The sequence below is a fragment of the Pedobacter sp. KH_004 genome (assembly GCF_057840755.1).
In genome coordinates, this window is the sequence record NZ_CM174519.1 from 1,793,504 (window position 1) to 1,816,263 (window position 22,760).

Genomic DNA, 22,760 nt, shown 5'->3' on the forward strand with positions numbered 1-22,760 from the left:
TTCTTAACCAAATAATAGAATTTTAAATGAGTATATCGTCGAAAAAAGACCTTTATGAGGCTCCAGATTATTATCTATTGGATGAGTTGCTTACTGATGAGCACAAACTGATTAGAGCATCGGCTAGAGAATGGGTTAAGAAGGAAGTGAGCCCAATTATCGAAGATTACGCTCAAAAGGCAGAATTTCCAAAACATTTGATAAAAGGATTGGCTGATATAGGAGCTTTCGGGCCAACAATTCCAGTAGAATATGGTGGCGCTGGCCTAGATTATACGGCTTATGGAATATTAATGCAAGAGATTGAACGCGGCGATTCTGGAATACGTTCTACCGCATCTGTTCAAGGATCGCTGGTGATGTATCCTATTTATGCCTACGGAAGTGAAGAGCAACGAAAAAAATATTTACCAAAATTAGCCAGTGGCGAAATGATGGGATGTTTTGGTTTGACAGAGCCTGATCATGGATCAAATCCTGGTGGCATGGTCACCAATATTAAAGATGCGGGATCTCACTATATTTTAAATGGTGCCAAAATGTGGATCAGCAATGCTCCTTTTGCCGATATCGCTGTGGTTTGGGCAAAAGATGAGTCTGGTAAAATTCGAGGCATGGTTGTAGAACGTGGAATGGATGGATTTTCAACTCCTGAAACACACAACAAATGGAGCTTGAGAGCTTCAGCTACTGGCGAGTTGGTTTTTGATAATGTCCAAATTCCAAAAGAAAATGTTTTTCCAGAAATAAGTGGTTTGAAAGGTCCGCTCGGTTGCTTAAATCAAGCACGTTATGGTATTGCCTGGGGTGCCTTAGGGGCAGCAATGGATTGTTACGATACTGCTCTTCGTTATTCAAAGGAAAGAATCCAGTTCGGGAAGCCAATCGGAGGTTTTCAATTGCAACAGAAGAAATTAGCCGAGATGGTTACTGAGATAACCAAAGGTCAGCTTTTGGTTTGGCGTTTAGGTGTGCTTAAAAGTGAAAACAGAGCAACAGCCGAACAAATATCAATGGCAAAAAGAAATAGCGTAGAGATTGCTTTGGATATTGCTAGAAACGCTCGCCAGATGCTTGGAGGAATGGGAATCACAGGAGAATATTCTATTATGCGCCACATGATGAATCTGGAATCGGTAGTAACCTATGAAGGAACGCATGATATCCATTTATTAGTTACAGGTATGGATGTGACCGGATTGAATGCTTTTAAATAATGCAGATACAATATATAAGTTAATGAGAGATTACAAAAAATACACTTACATCCCCGCTTCACCTGAAGAAGTTTATTTAGCACTTACAAAAGATATTAGCATCAAACTATGGACGGGTGCGGAAGTTGAATTCGAAGAAAAGCCCGATACAGAATTTTCATTTTGGGATGGCGACATTGTGGGAAAAAACCTTGAGTTTGAGCAAAACAAAAAAATTGTGCAGCAATGGTATTTCGGTGAAGATGCCGAACCGTCAATCGTAACGATTAAACTTCACGAAGATAAAAAAGGAACGTCGTTGGAATTTAAACAAACAAACATCCCAGAAGAAGATTATAAAGATTTCACAGAAGGAATTGAAGAATATTTTATCGGCGGATTAGTTGATTTTTTTGATGAATAAAACTAAACTTTATAAATTGTAAATACATATCAACCATTTTCAAACTAATTATGCTGCTCTCTAAACATCCCATAATTTTTATTGCGATACTTTCAACCATATTATTATCTTCATGTGGCGTTGTTGTAAATAATCTGCCGGTTTTTTATACCCCTCCCGCTAGTTCAAACCACATGTCCTACCTTCCAAAACCGATGATGGAAGATAGTGTTAAAGTAAAAAATTACGTTAGCGCTAGTTTCGCCAACAACAGTCTGCCTTATAATGTTGGCGACATGGCCATGGGCTATTTGAACTATAACCGGTCTCACGTAGTTAAGAATTTCAATTTCGCCTATGGCGGGTTCGGATATTTTGGAGGCACTTCCAGAGGTTACGAAAACACGCAAAGAAAGATTATCGAAGCATATCATGATCAAGGATTTTATGGTTTTGGTTTACGCACATCAATTGGAATAGCTGAAAAATCTGGAAATACAGAATTTCGGATTTTGAATTGGGAAAGTGCTTTTGTTTATGAGGCAGGTAGCTATGCTTCATTCAGAAAAGATGTGCGAAGTAAAAACGATCCATTATCGATAGCTTCTGATAAAACTGCACTTTTTACAACGGGTGGTTCAACAGAAATTATTTGGTCTGGCCGTAAAAATACAGATAGACAATATGGTTTCCGCCTATTTGTGGGTAGCACTATTGATTTAAGAAATAACATTAATTACAGCGAAGATAAAATTACTGGCTTAGCAACTGACCTGTCGTTTTTTATCAAGATTAAAAATGTTTACGGAATTCTAGGTTCAGGAACCAATTTAATGAACAACTCTGGTAAGATTACACTGGGCTATTCATTTTAATAAAACATAATTTCAGGTTTGCTGTTCAGCTATTAAAACTAAAAATATCATGAACAAATCTATAGGACTTATCTTAATTGTAATTGGAGTGATTATGCTCGTTTGGACGGGTTTTTCATATACTCAAAAAGAAAAGATAGTTGATGCCGGACCCATTCAGATGTCAGCTGACAAAGAAAAATCGGTAAACTGGCCGCCGTATGTTGGTGGAATAGTTTTAGTTGCGGGTGTAGTTGTACTTGTGGCCTCGAAAAAGAAATAATGTTAAATGTCATTGTGAGGTACGAAGCAATCTATCTTGCTGATTAAGATCGCTTCGTGCCTCGCAATGATGAATTTGAAACTATAGTTCGTTACTGTAAACAGATCTTATCGCATCTCTTAAATTATATTTAGATGCCATTACTTCACCATAAGCACCAGCACTGCGGATGGCGAAAACGTCACCTCTAAATGATTCTGGTTGCTCCACTTCTTTGCCGAAGCAATCGGTGCTTTCGCAAATGGGTCCTACAATATCATACTTGATTTCATTTCCGTTACCCCGAGTTAAATTCTCAATTTTATGGTAGGCCTGGTATAAGGCAGGACGCATCAACTCAGTCATTCCGGCATCTAAAACCACAAAGTTCTTCTTCTTACCTTTTTTGATATATAATGCTTTGGTGATTAAAGCTGCCGATTGGCCAACCAATGCTCTTCCTAATTCAAAATGAACTTCCTGATTAGGTTTTACGTCCAGGAAATCGTTAAATATCTTAAAGTAAGAGTTGAAGTCAGGGATTTGATTATCAGGATTATAATAGTCAATACCTAAACCACCACCGACGTTTAAAATCTCGACAACGAAACCTTTATCTTCAAACCAACTACAGAATTCGTTTACGCGAACACAAAGGTTTTTATAAACATCGAGGTTGGTAATTTGAGAACCGATATGGAAGTGAATCCCAATAAATTTTAGGTTTTTAGATAACTTCAAGGTTTCCGCACATTGTGGTAAATCCCATGAATTGATTCCAAACTTATTTTCGTCTAAACCTGTAGTAATGTTGTGGTGGGTATGGGCATCAACATTAGGGTTGATACGGATAGCTACCTGTGCAGTCTTGCCTTTTGCAGCTGCTAACTCATTCAGAACTTCCAACTCTTGAATAGATTCTACATTGAAGCAGAAGATATCCAAATCCAAAGCCTCATTTATTTCCTTATCGGATTTACCGACACCAGCGAACACAATTTTTTTGTGATCGAAACCGACTTCAACAGCTCTTCTCACCTCTCCGGCACTTACACAATCTGCACCAAAGCCAATCTGTTTAATTTGCTCGAGTAAAACAGAATTGAAGTTGGCTTTTAAAGCATAATGGATGTGAAATTTGTAGGGTGCGGCGGCTTCAGCACAAGTGCTTAGCGTTTTTTGCAATAAATCCGTATCGTAATAGTAAAAAGGCGTTTCTATATTGTTAAACTTTGATATATCTTTATCGGCGAACATGTTCAAATTCCTTATAATCGTTTTAATTTTATTTTTTGTACTCATTTACTGGGGCAACTATCTTGATTTGAAGCATGGACGCATCACCCGAAAACAATACAATGGAAAAATTAGATTTTCTCTTGTTCTTATTTTAATTGTATTGTTCTTATTCTTTATTAGAAAATGAAAATAATTGCAGCCATTTTTGTCATTTTAATTATCTCGTTAGGATTATTTAATTCTTACAAGAAATACAAAAATCAATTGTTACCAGTAAACTTTTTAGGTTTTCACTTCCTTATCGGCCTGCTGGTGATTATGGGTGCATTTTATTTGCTATTCAAATAATCTATTGTGCAAACTTCTTAAAGCTTCAGTTTTGTACTCGCTCAATATGAGTAGCGAAACATTATAATTGCTTCCTCCATAAGAAATCATACGAATAGGAATATGTTTCAACCCTTCCAAAACCCGACTTGCAAAACCATGCTTTTCTGAGCCAAAATCGCCAACAACGCAAACAATACTGTGGTTAGTATCCACTTCAACGGTGCCGAAGCTCTCTAATTCTTTAATGATTTTTGAAAGATTTCCTGTCTCATCGATAGTTAACGATACCGCAACCTCAGAGGTGGTGATCATATCAATCGGTGTTTTGTAACGCTCAAATACTTCAAACACGCGACGTAAAAAACCGTAAGCTAAAAGCATCCGACTAGATTGAATGCGAATAGCAGTGATGCCATCTTTTGCTGCAATTGATTTGATTTTACCCTTTTCGCTGTTATGCGTGATCAAAGTACCAGCGGCAGAAGGCTCCATGGTATTTAACAAACGAACAGGAATTTTATATTTCTGTGCCGGAAAAACAGATTGCGGATGCAAAATTTTCGCTCCAAAATAAGCTAATTCTGCAGCCTCATCAAAAGATAGTTGCGCAATTGGTTTTGTCCCTTTTACAATTCGGGGATCATTGTTATGCATCCCGTCGATGTCTGTCCAAATTTGAACTTCTTCGGCTAAAATTGCTGCTCCAAGTAAAGAAGCAGTATAATCGCTTCCTCCACGACGTAAATTATCCACTTCGCCAAAACTGTTGCGGCAAATAAATCCCTGAGTAATGAACAATTTATTGCCTTTGTTTGCTTCTAATAATGGCGTTAAATGTTTGGTTGTAAATGGAATATCAGGTTCATTGTCTTCATCAGTCTTCATGAAATCTAATGCTGGAAGTAACACTGATTCGACACCGATTGACTTTAAATAAATATGATATAAAGTAGTAGATAATAATTCGCCTTGCGCCAAAACTACTTTCTCTTCAATTGAAGTAAAAATATCGTTGGTTAAAACAGCTAGAAAGCTGAAATGATAATCAATTACCTCATTGCCCATCTCCTGAAAATCGGCAGCGGGCAATAACTCAATTACAAAATCCTTATATTTTTGATATAAATTTTCAACACATTCGCTCCCCTTCTTCTTATCCCCAGCTAAAAAATAATTAGAAATTTCTACCAAACTATTTGTAGTACCAGACACTGCTGATAAAACCACAATCTGTTCTTCATTTGGATTAATGATATCCAATAATTTCGTCATGCGCTCGGGACTACCTACAGAAGTACCCCCAAATTTTAATATTTTCATCTATTTATAAATTGGTTAACCGGATGAGCCGCCTGAACTTTACAATTATTGTGAAAAAGTTACAATCGGCCCATTTATAATACTGGATTTTCTTATAATTGTATCGGGGCGTGAAAATAAACAAAAGCAGCTTAAAAGCAACATCCTCAACAAAATAAAATTTGGATTAGTTAAAATTTCGATATTTTAACAAAACTTCATCCAATTAAATTTGTTCAACACCAGATATTAAATTAAAAATAGAGCTCAATGCAATCAATTGATCAATCAACACAAACCACAATAAATCAGTGGTTAAGCGGAAACTACGACGATAAAACAAAGTCTGAAATTCAGGAACTTGTAGATAAAAATGCAACTACAGAACTTACCGATGCTTTTTATAAAAGCCTTGAATTTGGTACAGGTGGCTTGCGGGGCATAATGGGCGCCGGTTCTAACCGAATCAATAAATATACTATTGGTACAGCCACTCAAGGTTTAGCAAATTATTTGAATAATAAATACCCGGGTGAGAAAATCAGCGTAGCCATTGCTCATGATAGCAGAAATAATTCTGATTATTTTGCAGGAATTACGGCTGATGTTTTTTCAGCAAATGGTATTCACGTATACTTTTTTGAGGCATTAAGACCAACTCCCGAGTTATCTTTTGCCGTCCGTCATTTCGGGTGCAAAAGTGGAGTAATGCTTACCGCTTCCCATAATCCTAAAGAATATAATGGATACAAAGCTTATGGAGCAGATGGGGGACAGTTCACCTCTCCTGATGATAAATTGGTTATCGATGAAGTAAATAAAATCAAAAGCATCGACGAAGTTAAATTTGATCGCGTTGATGCCAATGTTGAGTTAATTGGCGAGGCTGTAGATAAACTTTACTTAGATGGAATTACTGCGCTTTCCATTTCACCCGAAGCGATTAAAAGACAGCACGATTTAAAAATTGTTTACTCTCCTATCCATGGTACCGGAATTACATTGGTGCCAAAAGCATTGGAACAATTTGGCTTTACTAACGTAACCATTGTTGAAGAGCAAAGTAAACCTGATGGTAATTTTCCTACTGTCGTGTATCCAAATCCTGAAGAAAAAGATGCCTTGACTTTAGCTATGAACAAAGCTAAAGAGATTGATGCTGATTTGGTTTTGGCAACTGATCCAGATGCAGATCGCGTGGGTATAGCTGTTAAAGATAATGATGGCGAATGGGTATTATTGAATGGAAATCAAACTGGAAGTTTATTGATCAATTATCTTTTATCTGCATGGGAAGAAAGCGGTAAATTAGATGGTAATCAGTTTATTGTGAAAACAATTGTGACCTCGAACCTTATTGAAGAGATCGCTAAGAAAAAGGATGTTACTTATTACAATACCTTAACTGGATTTAAATACATTGGTCAGTTAATGACTGAATTAGAAGGTAAAAAGTATTTTATTGGCGGTGGTGAAGAAAGTTATGGCTACCTGATTGGCGATTTAGTTCGTGATAAAGATGCGGTTGTTTCTGCTGCTTTCATTTCAGAAATGACGGCCTACTATAAAGATAAGGGAGCAAGTTTGTACAATGCTTTGTTAGATATGTATGTTGAATATGGCTTGTATAAAGAAGATTTAGTTTCATTGACTAAAAAAGGTAAAACCGGTGCTGAAGAAATTAAAGCCATGATGGTGAAATTCCGTGAGAATCCACCTGCAACCCTAGGTGGTTCTAAAGTCTCAGTATTAAAAGATTATGAATTGAGCAAGGAAACTGATTTAACTACCGGAAAAATAACGAAATTGGATTATCCAACTTCTGATGTTTTACAGTTTATAACTGAAGATGGAAGTATCGTTTCTGCTCGCCCGAGTGGTACCGAGCCAAAAATTAAATTTTACTGCAGCGTAAATGCACCATTGGCTGATCGATCGGATTTTGCTAAAGTAAATGAAGAGCTGGGTGATAAAATTAAAGCTGTAATGGCCGATTTGCAGGCTTAGGTTTTTAGCCACAGATAAAAAAGATGAACACAGATGAAGAATTTCATCTGTGTTTTTTTATACCCGTCAGTTGAAACTGGCGGGTATAAATGGCATTTAGTATAATCTTACTATTGGTAATTAAAAGATTCTCCACTGGATTCCAATTTTATTAGGTATTCATTGCTGTTGATTTCAATCAACGTTTTTTAAAAATGACTTTCTTTTCTTTGCTTCAATCATTTTCTTTAATACTTTTGCAGCAAATATAATGTTCAAAAAAATCCTGATATACCTTTTAGTGATTTGCTCGGTTTCAAACGGAGCGATGCAACTGGTGGTTTATTCTGGGTACAAAATGAACAAAGAGTACATCACGAGTGTATTCTGTATTAATAAAGAACATCCTGAATTACATTGCGATGGACAGTGTTTTTTAGCAAAAAAACTAAAGGACTTAGATAGCAAAAACAAACAAGCTCAAGAAAATCTCAAACGAATTGTAGAAGCTGAACCAAAATTTCAGATTACCGCTATCAATCATCAAATTCCATACTTCATTATCAAATCAGAACGGGGTTATCTCGAAAAACCAATTAAAGACCTTTCTGTTTCTATTTTTCATCCACCGAAAACGGTTTAAGTAAATTTTATTTTTCTATGCGGCGGCTTTGCCATCGTAGGTTTAGTCTATTGTCATTCCGAGCATTGCGAAGAATCTCATTGCTAATAACAATTATTTTCTTCTGCTGTAATGCTGGTTTTCTGCTAAAACGTTAGAGATTCTTCATTGCATTCAGAATGACAGCAATTATTTAATTACTTATTCCAGTTTTCAAACAATGAAATTACATCAATATCTATTGGCATTATTATGCCCAATTATGCTTTTATCCTCTTGTAAAAAAAGCGGCGATGAAATAACAGCAGATACAAAGTCAAGCTTTACAATCGAATTCGAACATCAGGTTAATGGTGCTGAATTAGCTCTAAATACAAAAAACTACAAAAATGCTAAGGGCGAAGATTTCAAAATCAACGTATTCAAATATTATGTCAGCAATATTAAGTTAAGCAAAGCTGATGGAACTACTTATCTGATACCAGAAAGTTATTTTCTTATTGATGAATCGAAAAGTGACTCAAAGATGATCACCTTAAATAATGTTCCGACTGGAGATTATGATAAAATCGAATATACAATCGGCATTGATTATGCCAGAAATTTTGCTGGTGCTCAAACCGGTGCATTGGATCCAATTAACGGCATGTTCTGGACCTGGAATAGCGGTTATATTTTTGTAAAATTAGAAGGAACTTCGCCACAATCGACAGCTACGAACAATGCCATCACCTTCCATATTGGTGGTGTTATCGATCCAAATAACACCATTAGAACTTTTTCAGCAGAAATTAACGCAGCAAATCCGTTAAGAATTCGAACTGATGCCAAACCCAATATGCACTTTATTGTAAATGCTGCATCCCTATTTACAGGCGTTAGTGATGTTAGTTTTGCAACCTTAAATTTTACAATGGGCGGCGCCAACTCCGTTGTAGTAGCAAATAATTATGCGAAAGGGTTATTCCGTTTAGACCACATACACAATTAATATGAGGCGTAAATTAAACGTTTTTGCAATGCTTTTCTTAAGCATTGCATTAATGTACGCCTGCAGCAAAAAAGAAGCAGGGATATCTCCAGAAGAGGAAAAAATAATATTTTCTATTCCTGCTAATTTTCCTGAGCCGGCATACAATTTCGAAGAAAACCAGCTGACTAATGCGGGTTTTGCATTGGGTAAAAAATTATTCTACGACGCCCGGTTATCTGCTAACAAAAGTATTTCATGTGGAAGTTGCCACCAGCAGTTTGCTGCATTTGCAAATCTTGATCACAAAGTGAGCCATGGTGTAGATAATTGTCAGGGCAAAAGGAATGCTCCACCTCTTTTCAACCTGGCCTGGCAAAAGGCTTTCTTTTGGGATGGTGGGGTAAAAAACCTCGAAACATCTCCCTTAAATGCTTTTACAGATGCCTGTGAGATGAAGACCGATTTAGAAACAGTTGTATCGTTTTTGCAAAACACACAGCCTTATCCCGAATTATTCAAAAAAGCGTTCGGTTCTAGCGATATCAATTCGCAAAAAGTACTAAAATCGATTGCTCATTTTATGGGGGTTTTGGTATCAGGAAATTCCAAATATGATAAGATAATGCGAAAAGAAAAAGGCTTCACTTTTACAACAACGGAGTTGGCAGGTTACAATTTATTTAAAGAAAAATGTTCATCCTGCCATGCAGAGCCACTCTTTACCGATTTTTCTTACCGAAGCAATGGGCTGGATTTGGTTAGTCTAGATGAAGGGCGTTCGCATATAACCGGTGCGGCTGCCGACTTTGGAACATTTCGCGTTCCAACGTTACGTAACATTGAATACACGGGTCCGTATATGCATGATGGCCGATTTTATAATCTGGATGAGGTGCTTGAACATTATAATTCTGGAGTGAAGAATTCCCCGAATCTAGATAAAAGTTTGAGAGGCGGAATCAGGTTAAATGATACTGAAAAAGATCAAATCAAATCATTTCTAAAAACATTAACAGACAATGAGTTTATTAAAAATACATTATATAGTGAATCGTAAAATATTAATTCTACTATTTGTTTTGGTAGGTAGCCAAACATTCGCCTGCGACATTTGTGGCTGTTTTATGGGGATTACCCCCTATTTTAACCGCAATAGCATTAGTCTTCTTTATCGCTATCGTTCTTTTAACGGTTATGATGGTCAAAATCATTCTTTATTTCCTACAGGAGGTAAATTCTTTATCCCCGCAAGGGAACAAAATTCACCGATAACTGGCCACGCCGGAAATCAGGCAGATTATGAGTTATATCGTTCAATGGAAATTAGAGGGAGATATTTCATTATTAGTCGCCTGGAAATTAATGCAATTTTACCATATGTTTCCAATAGCGAAAGATACAATGGTTATACCTCAACTATTTCTGGCATAGGTGATGTAAACCTTTACGCAGGGTATCACCTTGTACAGCAATTGGAAAATAACTTTAAGCAGCAGTTAATTGCCGGTATAGGTGTAAAACTTCCCACAGGGAAAAACGATTTCAAAAATAACGAAGGAATTCGATATTCATCTCTGATGCAGGCTGGAACGGGCAGTACAGATGGATTTGTATACCTAAATTATATTGTTGGTTTAGGAAAGTTTGGGGCAAGTTTAAACACCTCCTACAAAGTGAATGGAACCAATAGCCGTGATGAGGGGATTGCAAACAGCACAACCAGTTTTCTGAATATTTTTTATACCCAAAGAGTTGGAAAAGATGTACAGGTAATGCCTTCAGCACAGTTCTTCTATGAATATTCTGGCGGAGAAAAATACCAGGGTATTAAAACCGGCGAACATGTAATGAATAATTTAATGGGTGGCGTAGGTTTAGATGTTTTCTACAAAAACATGGCCTTAAATGCTGGGTTACAGAAAAACGTTTGGGAAGCCAAAACTGATCACCCGATGAGCGCTGGACGCGTTCATTTAGGAATAACTTACAATTTTTAAAAAACGAAAATGAAAAACTTCATAATAATACAATTGGGCCTAGCGCTTCTTTTTTTCGCTGCTTGTAAAACCGAACCAGATGCAAATGCGGTAAAGAAAGAAGTACTAAACATTCACGACAAACTGATGATAGATGGGGAGAAAGTAGTGAAGAACAGAATCAAATTAGATTCTATTCTGAAAAGTGGAAAAATCAAATCTGCGGTAGATTCGCTTAAAATGTCTACCCTGATTAATCAATTAAACAAAGCGGATGAGCGCATGATGGATTGGATGCATTTCTTTAAAGATGATTTTAAAGGTAAAAATGAGCAAGAAAACATGGCGTACTACAAATTGCAGATGATTAAAGTCAGAGCCATTGAAGACCAGTATATCCAAGTAACAAAGTTATCAGATTCTGTTCTAAAAAATTACAATGTCAAGTCTGTAGAAACCACAGAAATGAAAAATCATAAGCACTAATTGTTTTCCCGCTGATGGAAAGATTTGCAAAAACCATTTAAAAAATCACCCAGCATTTCATTCAATCGGCGGGAAACGATTTGAACTGGCAACAAAAGAACAATTAATCCCATCCTTTATACTAGAGGTTGTATATTTACATTTTAATAAAATCATCATGAATAAATTGATTTCTTCGATAGCCGTTTGTATGCTATCAATCACCTTATTTTCATCTTGTCAGCAAGAAAAGAAACTTCCGTTTTATGGCGAACGACATGCGGAAACCGTTAGAGATGCTGAAGGTGTTGAAAAGATAGACACGGTTTATCAAACCATTCCAAATTGGTCTTTCCTTAATCAAGATAGTGTGATTACGACAAATAAAGTTACTGACGGAAAAGTTTATGTAGCCGATTTTTTCTTCACCTCTTGTACCACCATCTGCCCAACCATGCATCGTAATTTGATGACGGTTTACAACGAATTTAAAACCAACCCTGATGTGATGTTTGTATCACACACCATCGACTTTAAATACGATAAACCTTCGGCACTTAAAAAATATGCAAAGAAACTCGGTGTTGATGGTCCAAAATGGCAATTTCTTTATGGAAGCAAAGACAGCGTGTACACGCTTGCGGAGAAAAACTACCTGGTAGCAGTTGGCGAAGATAGCACAGCAAAAGATGGTTATATTCACCAGGGATATTTAGTCCTGGTTGATAAAGACCGAAGGATTCGCGGCGCTTATGACGGCACAAAGGAAGAACAGGTTGAACAGTTGAAAAAAGATATTCCGGTTTTATTAGCAGAGTATAAAAAATAAATTTTAACCGCAGATGAAAAGGATAAGCACAGATAACAACACAAAATCTGTGTTCATCTTTCCTTATCTGTGGTTGATATTAAATAAAAATCCATGCGCAAATACATCATTAATTCCATTTGTTTACTTTCGATTGTTGCCATCATTGTTTCTTGCCAGAACCAGGAAACGATCGACTTGCAGAACTACATGTCTAATGGAAAAGATATTTACAAAGCAAAATGCCAGAACTGTCATGGTGAAAATGGCGAAGGTTTAGGTCAGCTCGCTCCTCCACTTACCGATTCAGTATTTTTGAAAGCCAATAAAGCACGTCTGGCTTGCATTATTAGAAATGGAACGGATGAAAAAATGACCATTCACGGTAAAGATTACAACGAAAAAATGCCGGGCTTCCCTGAATTGGCAGATATCGATGTGGCTCAGGTAATGGTTTTTGTTACCAATTCGTTCGGGAATAATCAGGGTTTTGTTCCCTACTCACAGGTTTCTACCCAATTGCAAAATTGTAAATAATCAAACTTCTTCAAATAATTTGACTTAAAAAGCCCATATTTGCGCAAAATGCAGGTTGTTCTATCGCTGTTTCGATTTATCGGAAGAGAGGAAAGTCCGGGCAACGCAGGGCATCTCGCTTTCTAACGGAAAGGAATTCAGGAATGAAAACCTGAATTACGGATCAGTGCAACAGAAAATATACCGCCCCGAGCAATCGAGGTAAGGGTGAAAACGTGCGGTAAGAGCGTACGAGCATTGCAGGCGACTGCAGTGGTTTGTAAACCCCGAGAGTTGAAAGACCAAATAGGCTAACGCATGTAGGGCTGCCCGTCCGATGTTAGTGGGTAGGTCGTTAGAGATAAACGGCAACGTTTATAGTGGATTAATGATAGAAATCCTGAGCAATCAGGAAACAGAACCCGGCTTATAGACCTGCATTTTTTTCGTTTTTGAAAGCAATATGTTCAAGGTGACGCTCCAAAACTCTGAATTTTCTAATCATAAATTTCTATCGGTTGCCACGGAGACACGGAATTCACGGAAAAATACTATCAATTGTATAATACAAAAGTTTATTTAATGCAGTGTGAAAAATTATTGAGTTAGAATTCGCTGTTTACTAGACATCATTGCGTTAATAACCTAACGGAACTGACAATATTCATATTTATCATCCCCTAAAAAGTTTAATCTGATTGGATTATCTAATCAAATTCTACCTACTATTTTCCGCTAAAAAACTTAAAACCTTTTTCACTATTTCTCGTTTATAGGCTAAATTGAATGTATAATAAACTATACATAAATTTAAAATTATATATTAGCACTTCAATTAGAATAAGAATACCAAATGGCCAAACTATTAATTATTGATGATGAGCGGGCAATTCGAAGCACCCTACGCGAAATCTTAGAATACGAAAATTACGATGTTGAAGATATCGATAATGGTATCGACGGCCTTGAAATGATCAAGAAAACCAATTTCGACTTGGTTCTTTGCGATATCAAGATGAATAAAATGGACGGTATGGAAGTGCTTGAACAGGCACAAATCATCAAACCAGACTTACCTTTCATCATGATTTCTGGTCACGGAACTGTAGAAACAGCCATTGAGGCCAGTAAAAAAGGTGCCTTCGATTTCATTTCGAAACCACCAGATCTAAATCGTTTACTAATTACCGTTCGTAATGGTTTAGATCGTGGAAATTTAGTTACTGAAACAAAAGTTTTAAAGCGTAAAGCAAGTAAAACCCGCGAAATTTTAGGTGAATCTGAAAGTATCTCAAAGATTAAAGAAACGATTGAACGAGTTGCCCCTACTGAAGCACGAGTTTTAATTACAGGTGCAAATGGTAGTGGTAAAGAACTGGTTGCCCGTTGGCTACATGAAAAATCAAATCGTGCTGATAGCCCGCTAATTGAGGTGAACTGCGCTGCAATTCCATCAGAATTAATTGAAAGTGAGTTGTTTGGCCACGAAAAAGGTTCATTTACTTCGGCTGTTAAACAACGTATTGGTAAATTCGAACTGGCAAATGGCGGAACATTATTTTTAGATGAAATTGGCGACATGAGCCTTTCTGCACAAGCTAAAGTGCTTCGTGCTTTACAGGAGCATAAGATTTCTCGTGTTGGTGGCGAAAAGGAAATCGAAGTCAATGTTCGTGTTTTAGCGGCAACCAATAAAGATTTATTAAAAGAGATTGAAGACGGCAATTTCCGTATGGATTTGTACCACCGTTTGAATGTAATCAACATCCACGTGCCTCACTTAACAGAACGTACCGATGATATTCCAGTGATTGCACAGAATTTTCTGGAAAGTATTTGCAATGACTATGGCATGCCTGTTAAAAAAATTAACGAAGGAGGTATGGCGGCATTACAAGCTTTGCCCTGGACAGGTAATGTTCGTGAGTTACACAATATGATTGAGCGTTTGATTATTTTGAGTGATAAGGTGATTACCGAAAATGATGTACGTGCTTTCGCCAATCCAGGCGGCGGAACGAACATTGGTGCGGCAACAAGTACACAAATTGCTAGTTCTGCGAATGGTTCAGGGATGTCTTCTTCTTTCGATAGCTTTAATAATTTCCAAGATTATAAAGATCATGCGGAGAAGGAATTTATCAAATTTAAACTGGAAAAAAACAATTGGAACGTATCAAAAACTGCGGATGAAATCGATATTCAAAGAAGTCATTTATATAGCAAGATTGAAAAATTTGGTTTGAAGAGAGAATAATTCAAAAAATTATAGGTTGTAAGTGATGAGCTTTAGGGCTTAAAACTTACAACTTAAATTAACCCATATAATCATTCTGTCTCATCAATAAAGCCCTGTATTTATTGAAAATTGCTGTTTTAGAAACGAAACCCTGATATTGGTTTTCGTTATTGATCACCGGCAAAATCCACGCATTTTCTTGTTCCATTTTCTTCAGAACTGTTTTCAAATCATCAGCAATATTAATGGTAAGTGGAGCTTGCTGAACTAAGTGTGAAACAGTCAGGCTTTCCTTCTGCTCCTCTTTAATCATCTCTCCGAAAATTTCTTCCACGTAGATAATCCCTTTAAAATCTCCTAACTCATCAATAACTGCACAAATATTTTTATGCGACTGAACAATTTCGTTCATCTTCATGGAAATTAAATCATTAAGATAGAGAGCAGGATAATTTTTCTCTATCAGATATTTTAGTTTCATCTGATTCAAAACTGTTGTGTCTTTATCTTCGTGTGATAACAGTTCGCCTTTATCCGCTAATACCTTCGTATAGATAGAATGTTTCTGCGCACTACGGTTAATAGCATAGGAAATCGCAGTAGTTATCATTAAGGGGACCATTAATATATAACCCCCGGTAATTTCGGCAATCAGAAAAATGCCTGTTAATGGTGCATGCATGATCGCTCCCAAAGCAGCTGCCATACCTGCAACTATGAAATTCGAAACGTTCAAATGGGCAATTCCCGATAAGTTGACCATGTAAGCGAAAATAAAACCAATTAATCCCCCCATGATTAAACTCGGCGCAAAAGTACCCCCGTTGCCTCCTGCACCCAAAGTAACCAGGGTAGCAATCGATTTCATAAATATGGTTACAATTGTGAAAAGTATAACCACTGCCGGAATGCTGCTGTAATCGGAAAAGATACTGTTGTTAATTACCGTTAAATAGTCGCCTTTCAAGAGGCCTTTAATGGTAATATAGCCTTCACCATAAAGCGTTGGGAAAAGAAAAACTAGCGCTCCTAACATCAAACCACCCATAATAACTTTGGTGTAAGGATGTTTAATTTTATAAAAAAGGCCTTTAACAGCATAGTTTGCCTTGGTAAAATAAATTGAAAACAAACCAATTAATCCCGCCAGAAGTACATAGTAAAATAAGGCGTTAATTTGCCATCCTTCTGTAACCAGGAAAAATAACTGTTGGGTGTAAAATATACGTGCAACTACTGCGGCGGTTGCAGCCGACAACAACAATGGGATAAACGCCGGTATGGTGAATTCAGGAAGTAATATTTCGATTGCGAATACGATTCCGGCAACAGGACTATTAAAAGCGCCGGCAATACCGGCTGCCGCTCCACAAGCCACAAGCATGGTAATTTCCCGATAGGATAAACCTAAAACACGTGCTAAGTTAGATCCAATTGCCGAGCCACTAGTAACAATTGGTGCCTCTAAGCCTGTTGATCCACCGAAACCTACCGTTACTGCAGCAGTGATGATTTGAGAATAAATATTATGCGCCTCTATCCTGCTTGATTTTTTGGAGATAGCGTAGAGCAACGGGGTTAAGCCAGTTTCAAACTTGCTTTTTCTGATGAAATATTTGATGTATAAAACAGTTAACAGGATTCCAATCATCGGAAAAATGAAATATAAGTAGTACTTATATTTCCAGTGCCAGTCTGATTGAAGAAACTCTTCGATATGGTGTGTTAAACTCTTTAACGCCGCGGCCGCCAGACCAGCGAGAATACCAACAATAACAGCAAGTATGATTAGGAAATTACGGTTTGATATTTTTGACTTTCTATATTGGTTAATCTTATCAAGGTAATTTACAAATCTGATATACATGTTATTATATTTTCTGGTTATTGATTTTAAGCGTCAAATTTATCCAGCTGTTTGATTAATGTGGCAAAATCTTTCGGATAAGGTGCATCGATTACAATGTCTTTATCATCTAAACCTTTAAAAATTAAATGTCGGGCATGGAGCGCAAAACGTTTCATAATCGGTTGCTCCTCCTCACCTTTTGATAATCTATAGCCTCTTTTAATTGATGATAAAAATACAGGTTTTCCTTTGTACATGTCATCACCCACGATAGCAGCACGTTGCGTAGCCAGGTGGATACGGATTTGGTGCATACGACCGGTAATCGGTTTACATTCTACTAACGTATAATGTTTATAATATTTTAATGAATCGAACACAGTCTCTGCTCTTTTTCCTTCTGCTCTGTCGATGGTTACGTTTTTATTTCCATCATTCAGAATAGGTAGATCAACCAATAACTTGTCGAATATTACGTGGCCATCAACTACTGCATGGTAGGTTTTGTCAACTTTCCTGCGTTCGAATTGCATGGATGCATGGCGATAGGCTTCAGGATTTTTAGCAATAATCAAAGCACCAGAAGTTTCCTTATCTAAACGGTGACAAACCTGTGCATCATCGCTATATTGTTTAGCCAAACGCAATACATTAGTTTCCCCAGAACCACCTCTTTCATCGAGAGAGGCTAAGAATGGTGGTTTATTGATTACAATAAAATCGTTGTCTTCAAAAAGAATAAGGTCTTTAAAATTCGGGTACTTCAAACTGTGTGCTATTAATGAGCCGCAAAAATACGGATTTTATTTTATTGGTTCAGAATTTAACCACAGATAAAAAGGATAAACCCGGATAAGGAAGCCGTATTAAACTTCACCTTATAGCCAGTAATGGAGTAATCTTAATGCTCTGGATTAGTAAGTGCAGGGTATAATTGCTTCATGCCTCAAAATGATGCAAACAAAAAGACACAGATTAATCACCAGCAAGAATCTGTGTTAATCTGTGTCCATCTATGGTTAATATTTTATTAAGAAAGCTCGAACTTATAACCAACACCTTTTACAGTTGATACATAAGTTTCGCCTAATTTTTCGCGAAGTTTGCGGATGTGAACATCAATGGTTCTATTGGTAACCACAACAGAATCTTCCCAAATATTTTTAAGGATTGATTCACGGGTGTAAACCTTACCAGGTTTAGAGGCCAAGAGATATAATAACTCAAATTCTTTTTTGGCAAGAACAACTTTATTTCCGCCTTGAAAAACTAAATAAGCTTCACGGTCGATCACTAAATCGCCAATTTCTAATTTGTTTTCTGATACTTCTTCAGTTCCTGTGTTCCTTCTTAAAATTGCATTAATGCGACTTACTAAAGCCCGAGGTTTGATTGGTTTTGCAATATAATCATCGGCACCTACATTAAAACCCGCAATTTCTGAATATTCCTCACTTCTGGCAGTTAAGAAAACCATAAAAGTGTTTTTAAACTCTGGAATTGCCCTCATCAGTCTGCAAGCCTCAATTCCATCCATTTTAGGCATCATGATATCTAAAATGATTAAATCTGGATGAACTTTTTTAGCAACAGTAATTCCTTCCTGACCATTAGTAGCGGTAAAAACCTGGTAACCTTCTTTTTTTAGGTTGTACTCAATCAGTTCCAGAATATCTGGTTCATCATCAACAATTAATATTTTCTGACCTGCGTTGTTCATAGTTAAATATTTGTTACGAAAGTACTGTCTCTGATGTAATTTCTAGTTAAGCCTAAGTTAATAAATTGTTAACGACTCAAATTAGTTTAACATTTAGTTTCTTTTAACGTAACGTTTTAGCTAGAAAAGCTTCCAGCTCCTCTCCACGGAGGTTTTTAGCAGCAATCTTTCCTGTCGGGTCGATAATATAAGAAGTAGGAATTGCCTGAACCTGATATTTTTTAACTGTTTCTCCGTTAAAATCTTTCAATTCAGACACCTGATTCCAGGCTAAACCATCTGCCTTGACAGCACCTAACCATGCAGCTTTATCAGTATCTAGGGATATTCCTAAAATGTCGAAGTTTTTAACTTTGTATTTATTGTAAGCTTTTACCACATTCGGATTTTCCTGACGACATGGTTGACACCAGGAAGCCCAAAAATCCAAAAGAACATATTTACCCTTATAATCTGCTAAACTAATTGCTTTCCCGTCGGCCGTATTCATAGTAAAATCTGGAGCCACCTGTCCAACCTGAACAGCCTTCAATAACGCCATCTGTTTTACAAAAGTATCTACCGTAGCATTACCTTTAATTTCATCTTTAACTTCATCTGCAAATTGTACAAGTTCCGCCTCATATTCTTGCGGACTAAGCGTATTCATCGCGTAAAAGCTAGCAAGCGTACCTTTATTGTCTTTAGCAAACTTGATGATCTGCGTGTTCAATTGATTAATATACGACTGATACTGAGGCTTCATCTCCTCTAATATCGCAGCTCTGTTTTGTGGTTGAGTAGCCACTTTAGCCTCAAAATCCGCCTGCAACTTTTCAGCTTGTTTTGAGAAATTATTTCGAATGGTATTTAACTCTGATAGTTTTTCAACCTCATTGGCTCCAGATATTTTGTAAGCCATTGATTTATCAGTTAAATCAGCTTCTAATTTAATTTGATCACCATTTTTGGCAATTAGCATAAATTCATGATTGCCTATTGAAACACGGAAAAAATCTACAGATGGAGTTTTACGAATAAATTTAAATTCGCCTTTTTCGGATAAATTAGTCGAATCGATGGCGACCATTTGACTGCTTTGCATCCCGTATAGGAAAACTTTCTTCTCTGTTCCAGGGTTCTGGAATGTTCCGTCAATTGTAAAACTATCTTTCGGTTTACATGCTGTAAAAGCAATCGCAATTAATACGATCAGACTTAAATTTTTTAATCTCATTATTTTAATTTTTCTAGTATTAATTCATTCAATTTTTTAGCATCTGCTTTACCTTTTGCCAACTTCATTACATCGCCAACAAACAAGCCTAAAACGCCTTTTTTACCTTTTTTATATGCCTCAACTTGTTGTGGATATTTGGCTAACACTTCATCAATAAATGCACCTAATTCATCGCTGTTTTCTGAAATCAGTAAATTTAATGATTGTGCAAGTTTAGTCACATCAGCTTTTGGTTCCGTTTCAATAGCCGGTAATAATTGCTGAATGGCGATTTGTTGTGTAAGCTTTTTATCATCTACCAAATTAATTGCAGCAGCTAATTGTTCTGGTTTAACATTATAATCATTAATAGTTATTCCCTTTTCGCTTAATACAGCCCTAACCGGGCCAATTAACCAGTTAATAAGTGTTTTTTTAGTATTAACAATTGGTAAAGCTTCATTAAAATAATTTAACAGATCCAAATCCTCTGCAAATAAAGCTGCGTCTGCTTTTGTAATACCAAATTCGGCAACCATTTGCTTCGAAATTTCATTTGGTAAAGCGGGCATGGCCGATGTGATTTCTGCCAGCCAATCATCAGAAATAAAAATAGGCTGCAAATCCGGATCAGCGAAATACCGGTAGTCGTTTGCCTCCTCTTTTGTTCGCATTGGCGATGTTGTGCCTTTATCAGCATCAAAATTTAATGTGCTTTGGATGATTTTGCCGCCATTCTCAATTACCTCCACTTGTCTGCCAAATTCAAAATCCATTGCTCTACGTACGTTACGCATAGAATTTAGGTTTTTTACTTCGCAACGGGTACCAAATTCTGTGGAACCATTCGGTCGGATAGAAATATTTGCATCGCAACGCAAACTCCCCTCCTCCATGTTTCCATCACTCACATTTAAATGGCGGACCAACTTTCTAATTTCAGTAAGCAGTGCTGATGCTTCTTCGGCGCTACGAATATCAGGCTCCGTCACAATTTCTATCAAAGGAACTCCCGCACGATTTAAATCAACTAAAGAATAGTTATCATCCTGATCGTGAATACTTTTTCCTGCATCTTCTTCTAAATGGATTCTGTTGATTCCTATTTTCTTCGTTGAGCCATCAGCTAATTCAACTTCAAGGAAGCCATGTACACAGATTGGCTGATTGTCCTGTGTAATTTGATAACCTTTTGGTAAGTCGGCATAGAAATAATTTTTTCTATCAAAGTGATTGGTTTGATTGATTGTACAATTTAAGGCCAGGCCAATCCTAACCGCTTTGGCTACCACCTCTTTATTTAGCTTAGGCAAAGCACCCGGTAACGCCAATGAAACAGTTGAAATATTATGATTAGGCGAAGCCCCGAAAGATGCACTATCGGCCGAGAATATTTTGGTATTGGTGTTTAATTGAACGTGAATTTCCAGTCCTGAAACTAGTTCGTAATTGTTTTCGGTTGTCCCTAAACCCATAGATAAATGATGCCTTTAAATGTTATTGAGCTGGCAAATATAGTTAAAGAATGTTAAAACGAATTGCCTCAATTAAACTACGCGAAAATGCTTTTGTCTATTTCAATAATTAACACACACAAGGAACCTTTAATTAAAAAACATTATGAAAAAGTTAATTTTATTTGCTGCAGTTTTGATGGTTTCATTATTCAGCATAGATGATTCAAAAGCTCAAATTAATTTAAACGTTAATATTAGCCAACAACCAGTTTGGGGGCCTACAGGTTATGATCATGTAGATTACTATTACCTGCCGGATATCAATGCATATTACAATGTCCCATCCAAACAATATATCTATTCGAATCAAGGCAATTGGGTCTGGACAAACAGTTTGCCAGGTCAATTCAGAAATTTTAACTTATACCGAGCATACAAAGTTGTTGTAAACGAACCCAAACCATATTTAAGAAATAACGTCTATGTAGCTAAATACAGTAGATTTAAAAACTTTAATGGCCGCCAATTGGTGATTAGAGATAGTCGCGATAGTAAATATGATGTGGTGAAAAACCACCCCAACTATAAAGCTGTTGCGGTGAGTAATAATTGCAATCGCCAAAATCGTACACAAAAAACTGTTGTAAAAATAAATCAAAACTCAAGAACAGCTCAAAATGCCAATCGTGGCAACGATAGAAGACTAGAAAATGATCGTCCAAATAGGAATAAAGCAAATGGTAGAAGTAAATAGCGTGATTTAGTTGTGATTAGGGAGTTTCGAAAGAAGCTCCCTTTTTTTGTGGCACGCCTTTTGGAAATATGGGTCTATCAACACAAATTAAATCGATTATGAAAAGATTATTTTTAGTAGCTGTAGTAATGATGATTTCGTTCCTCAGCATGCCGGCAAAGGCTCAAGTAAATTTGAATGTAAATATTGGTTCACAGCCGCTTTGGGGACCCACTGGTTATGATCACGTTGATTACTATTATCTTCCAGATGTGGAAAGTTACTACTATGTTCCGAAAAAGCAATTTGTATATTTAAATGGAAACGACTGGGTTTTTGCGAACAATCTACCATCGAGATACGGAAATTACGATTTATACAATGGGTATAAAGTGGTAATTAACTCTCCAAAACCTTATCTAAATTTTAAGAATGATAAGGTTAAATACGGAAAATTCAAAGGTAACAAAGGTCAGTTGGTCATAAGAGATAGCCGCGACAGCAAATACTACGTGGTAAAAGGTCATCCACATGGAATGCCACCTGGACAAGCGAAAAAAATATACGGTAAAGCGAACAAAGGAAATGGTAACCATGGCAAAGGAAACGGAAAGGGAAAACACAAATAATTGTTA

At 36.8% G+C, this 22,760-nt stretch carries 22 protein-coding genes and 1 other RNA gene; 16 read left to right on the forward strand and 7 right to left on the reverse strand.

Translation table 11 applies throughout. The features are described 5' to 3' along the window. Window positions 1-26: 26 nt before the first annotated feature. From AC3ITD_RS07575 to AC3ITD_RS07590, 4 genes are all read left to right on the forward strand, one after another. Entirely contained in the window at window positions 27-1,217 is a 1,191-nt protein-coding gene (locus AC3ITD_RS07575) for an acyl-CoA dehydrogenase family protein (RefSeq protein WP_265798815.1), read from the forward strand. A 22-nt stretch (window positions 1,218-1,239) separates the two neighbouring features. Then, window positions 1,240-1,620 (forward strand): SRPBCC domain-containing protein, encoded by a 381-nt coding sequence (locus tag AC3ITD_RS07580; RefSeq protein WP_265798814.1) that lies wholly within the window; start codon window positions 1,240-1,242, stop codon window positions 1,618-1,620. A 173-nt stretch (window positions 1,621-1,793) separates the two neighbouring features. Further along, the gene (locus AC3ITD_RS07585; protein WP_265798813.1) at window positions 1,794-2,474 is read left to right on the forward strand and encodes a hypothetical protein; all 681 of its coding nucleotides are present in this window, start codon (window positions 1,794-1,796) and stop codon (window positions 2,472-2,474) included. A gap of 49 nt (window positions 2,475-2,523) precedes the next feature. After that, on the forward strand, window positions 2,524-2,736 hold the full coding sequence (locus tag AC3ITD_RS07590; protein ID WP_489365431.1) for a hypothetical protein: 213 nt from the start codon (window positions 2,524-2,526) through the stop codon (window positions 2,734-2,736). 81 nt (window positions 2,737-2,817) lie between these two features. Here AC3ITD_RS07590 and lysA read toward each other — a convergent pair whose 3' ends face one another. After that, the gene (gene lysA / locus AC3ITD_RS07595; protein WP_265798812.1) at window positions 2,818-3,972 is read right to left on the reverse strand and encodes a diaminopimelate decarboxylase; all 1,155 of its coding nucleotides are present in this window, start codon (window positions 3,970-3,972) and stop codon (window positions 2,818-2,820) included. Between the two features lie 318 nt (window positions 3,973-4,290). After that, window positions 4,291-5,604 (reverse strand): aspartate kinase, encoded by a 1,314-nt coding sequence (locus AC3ITD_RS07600; RefSeq protein WP_265798811.1) that lies wholly within the window; start codon window positions 5,602-5,604, stop codon window positions 4,291-4,293. A gap of 249 nt (window positions 5,605-5,853) precedes the next feature. Here AC3ITD_RS07600 and AC3ITD_RS07605 point away from each other — a divergent pair, with 249 nt between their 5' ends. The 10 genes from AC3ITD_RS07605 (at window position 5,854) to AC3ITD_RS07650 (ending at window position 15,186) form a co-directional block, all read left to right on the forward strand. Then, window positions 5,854-7,590 (forward strand): phospho-sugar mutase, encoded by a 1,737-nt coding sequence (locus AC3ITD_RS07605; RefSeq protein WP_265798810.1) that lies wholly within the window; start codon window positions 5,854-5,856, stop codon window positions 7,588-7,590. 250 nt (window positions 7,591-7,840) lie between these two features. Next, entirely contained in the window at window positions 7,841-8,212 is a 372-nt protein-coding gene (locus tag AC3ITD_RS07610) for a hypothetical protein (RefSeq protein WP_265798809.1), read from the forward strand. Window positions 8,213-8,411: 199 nt separating this feature from the next. Further along, complete coding sequence (locus AC3ITD_RS07615; protein WP_265798808.1) at window positions 8,412-9,182, forward strand: MbnP family protein; 771 nt, start codon at window positions 8,412-8,414, stop codon at window positions 9,180-9,182. A 28-nt stretch (window positions 9,183-9,210) separates the two neighbouring features. Beyond that, window positions 9,211-10,221: a cytochrome-c peroxidase gene (locus tag AC3ITD_RS07620; RefSeq protein WP_489365434.1), complete on the forward strand. Its 1,011-nt coding sequence runs from the start codon at window positions 9,211-9,213 to the stop codon at window positions 10,219-10,221. After that, on the forward strand, window positions 10,184-11,161 hold the full coding sequence (locus AC3ITD_RS07625; protein WP_489365436.1) for a transporter: 978 nt from the start codon (window positions 10,184-10,186) through the stop codon (window positions 11,159-11,161). Before AC3ITD_RS07620 ends, AC3ITD_RS07625 begins: the two co-directional genes overlap by 38 nt. A 9-nt stretch (window positions 11,162-11,170) precedes the next feature. Then, window positions 11,171-11,626 (forward strand): hypothetical protein, encoded by a 456-nt coding sequence (locus AC3ITD_RS07630; RefSeq protein ID WP_489365438.1) that lies wholly within the window; start codon window positions 11,171-11,173, stop codon window positions 11,624-11,626. 157 nt (window positions 11,627-11,783) lie between these two features. Beyond that, the gene (locus AC3ITD_RS07635) at window positions 11,784-12,434 is read left to right on the forward strand and encodes an SCO family protein (RefSeq protein WP_489365440.1); all 651 of its coding nucleotides are present in this window, start codon (window positions 11,784-11,786) and stop codon (window positions 12,432-12,434) included. A 93-nt stretch (window positions 12,435-12,527) separates the two neighbouring features. Continuing rightward, window positions 12,528-12,950: a c-type cytochrome gene (locus tag AC3ITD_RS07640; RefSeq protein WP_489365442.1), complete on the forward strand. Its 423-nt coding sequence runs from the start codon at window positions 12,528-12,530 to the stop codon at window positions 12,948-12,950. Window positions 12,951-12,997: 47 nt separating this feature from the next. Next, window positions 12,998-13,375: RNase P RNA component class A (rnpB, locus tag AC3ITD_RS07645), an RNA gene on the forward strand. Window positions 13,376-13,782: 407 nt separating this feature from the next. Further along, window positions 13,783-15,186: a sigma-54-dependent transcriptional regulator gene (locus AC3ITD_RS07650; protein WP_265798802.1), complete on the forward strand. Its 1,404-nt coding sequence runs from the start codon at window positions 13,783-13,785 to the stop codon at window positions 15,184-15,186. Window positions 15,187-15,244: 58 nt separating this feature from the next. Here the strand turns inward: AC3ITD_RS07650 and AC3ITD_RS07655 are convergent, their stop codons facing one another. The 5 genes from AC3ITD_RS07655 to gatB form a co-directional block, all read right to left on the reverse strand. After that, window positions 15,245-17,035: a chloride channel protein gene (locus AC3ITD_RS07655; protein ID WP_489365445.1), complete on the reverse strand. Its 1,791-nt coding sequence runs from the start codon at window positions 17,033-17,035 to the stop codon at window positions 15,245-15,247. Window positions 17,036-17,061: 26 nt separating this feature from the next. Then, the gene (locus AC3ITD_RS07660; RefSeq protein ID WP_056848962.1) at window positions 17,062-17,784 is read right to left on the reverse strand and encodes an RluA family pseudouridine synthase; all 723 of its coding nucleotides are present in this window, start codon (window positions 17,782-17,784) and stop codon (window positions 17,062-17,064) included. A 263-nt stretch (window positions 17,785-18,047) separates the two neighbouring features. Beyond that, entirely contained in the window at window positions 18,048-18,737 is a 690-nt protein-coding gene (locus AC3ITD_RS07665) for a response regulator transcription factor (protein WP_029274338.1), read from the reverse strand. A gap of 103 nt (window positions 18,738-18,840) precedes the next feature. Next, complete coding sequence (locus AC3ITD_RS07670; protein ID WP_265798800.1) at window positions 18,841-19,953, reverse strand: TlpA disulfide reductase family protein; 1,113 nt, start codon at window positions 19,951-19,953, stop codon at window positions 18,841-18,843. Further along, window positions 19,953-21,410 carry an Asp-tRNA(Asn)/Glu-tRNA(Gln) amidotransferase subunit GatB gene (gene gatB, locus AC3ITD_RS07675; RefSeq protein ID WP_489365449.1) on the reverse strand — a complete coding sequence of 486 codons (1,458 nt, stop codon included), beginning with the start codon at window positions 21,408-21,410 and terminating at the stop codon, window positions 19,953-19,955. Before gatB ends, AC3ITD_RS07670 begins: the two co-directional genes overlap by 1 nt. A gap of 145 nt (window positions 21,411-21,555) precedes the next feature. Here gatB and AC3ITD_RS07680 point away from each other — a divergent pair, with 145 nt between their 5' ends. Both AC3ITD_RS07680 and AC3ITD_RS07685 read left to right on the forward strand, forming a co-directional pair. After that, the gene (locus AC3ITD_RS07680) at window positions 21,556-22,146 is read left to right on the forward strand and encodes a hypothetical protein (RefSeq protein WP_489365451.1); all 591 of its coding nucleotides are present in this window, start codon (window positions 21,556-21,558) and stop codon (window positions 22,144-22,146) included. Window positions 22,147-22,244: 98 nt separating this feature from the next. After that, window positions 22,245-22,754 (forward strand): hypothetical protein, encoded by a 510-nt coding sequence (locus AC3ITD_RS07685; RefSeq protein WP_265798797.1) that lies wholly within the window; start codon window positions 22,245-22,247, stop codon window positions 22,752-22,754. The last annotated feature ends 6 nt before the right edge of the window (window positions 22,755-22,760 follow it).

What these genes read in the sequence shown, in the direction of transcription:
- AC3ITD_RS07630 (WP_489365438.1), top strand. Translation starts at nt 11,171, where the DNA reads ATGAAAAACTTCATAATAATACAATTGGGCCTAGCGCTTCTTTTTTTC.
- gatB (WP_489365449.1), bottom strand. Translation starts at nt 21,410, where the DNA reads ATGGGTTTAGGGACAACCGAAAACAATTACGAACTAGTTTCAGGACTG.
- AC3ITD_RS07650 (WP_265798802.1), top strand. Translation starts at nt 13,783, where the DNA reads ATGGCCAAACTATTAATTATTGATGATGAGCGGGCAATTCGAAGCACC.
- AC3ITD_RS07605 (WP_265798810.1), top strand. Translation starts at nt 5,854, where the DNA reads ATGCAATCAATTGATCAATCAACACAAACCACAATAAATCAGTGGTTA.
- AC3ITD_RS07665 (WP_029274338.1), bottom strand. Translation starts at nt 18,737, where the DNA reads ATGAACAACGCAGGTCAGAAAATATTAATTGTTGATGATGAACCAGAT.
- AC3ITD_RS07670 (WP_265798800.1), bottom strand. Translation starts at nt 19,953, where the DNA reads ATGAGATTAAAAAATTTAAGTCTGATCGTATTAATTGCGATTGCTTTT.
- AC3ITD_RS07655 (WP_489365445.1), bottom strand. Translation starts at nt 17,035, where the DNA reads ATGTATATCAGATTTGTAAATTACCTTGATAAGATTAACCAATATAGA.
- AC3ITD_RS07640 (WP_489365442.1), top strand. Translation starts at nt 12,528, where the DNA reads ATGCGCAAATACATCATTAATTCCATTTGTTTACTTTCGATTGTTGCC.
- AC3ITD_RS07600 (WP_265798811.1), bottom strand. Translation starts at nt 5,604, where the DNA reads ATGAAAATATTAAAATTTGGGGGTACTTCTGTAGGTAGTCCCGAGCGC.
- AC3ITD_RS07575 (WP_265798815.1), top strand. Translation starts at nt 27, where the DNA reads ATGAGTATATCGTCGAAAAAAGACCTTTATGAGGCTCCAGATTATTAT.
- AC3ITD_RS07620 (WP_489365434.1), top strand. Translation starts at nt 9,211, where the DNA reads ATGCTTTTCTTAAGCATTGCATTAATGTACGCCTGCAGCAAAAAAGAA.
- AC3ITD_RS07590 (WP_489365431.1), top strand. Translation starts at nt 2,524, where the DNA reads ATGAACAAATCTATAGGACTTATCTTAATTGTAATTGGAGTGATTATG.
- AC3ITD_RS07610 (WP_265798809.1), top strand. Translation starts at nt 7,841, where the DNA reads ATGTTCAAAAAAATCCTGATATACCTTTTAGTGATTTGCTCGGTTTCA.
- AC3ITD_RS07625 (WP_489365436.1), top strand. Translation starts at nt 10,184, where the DNA reads ATGAGTTTATTAAAAATACATTATATAGTGAATCGTAAAATATTAATT.
- lysA (WP_265798812.1), bottom strand. Translation starts at nt 3,972, where the DNA reads ATGTTCGCCGATAAAGATATATCAAAGTTTAACAATATAGAAACGCCT.
- AC3ITD_RS07585 (WP_265798813.1), top strand. Translation starts at nt 1,794, where the DNA reads ATGTCCTACCTTCCAAAACCGATGATGGAAGATAGTGTTAAAGTAAAA.
- AC3ITD_RS07580 (WP_265798814.1), top strand. Translation starts at nt 1,240, where the DNA reads ATGAGAGATTACAAAAAATACACTTACATCCCCGCTTCACCTGAAGAA.
- AC3ITD_RS07635 (WP_489365440.1), top strand. Translation starts at nt 11,784, where the DNA reads ATGAATAAATTGATTTCTTCGATAGCCGTTTGTATGCTATCAATCACC.
- AC3ITD_RS07680 (WP_489365451.1), top strand. Translation starts at nt 21,556, where the DNA reads ATGAAAAAGTTAATTTTATTTGCTGCAGTTTTGATGGTTTCATTATTC.
- AC3ITD_RS07685 (WP_265798797.1), top strand. Translation starts at nt 22,245, where the DNA reads ATGAAAAGATTATTTTTAGTAGCTGTAGTAATGATGATTTCGTTCCTC.
- AC3ITD_RS07615 (WP_265798808.1), top strand. Translation starts at nt 8,412, where the DNA reads ATGAAATTACATCAATATCTATTGGCATTATTATGCCCAATTATGCTT.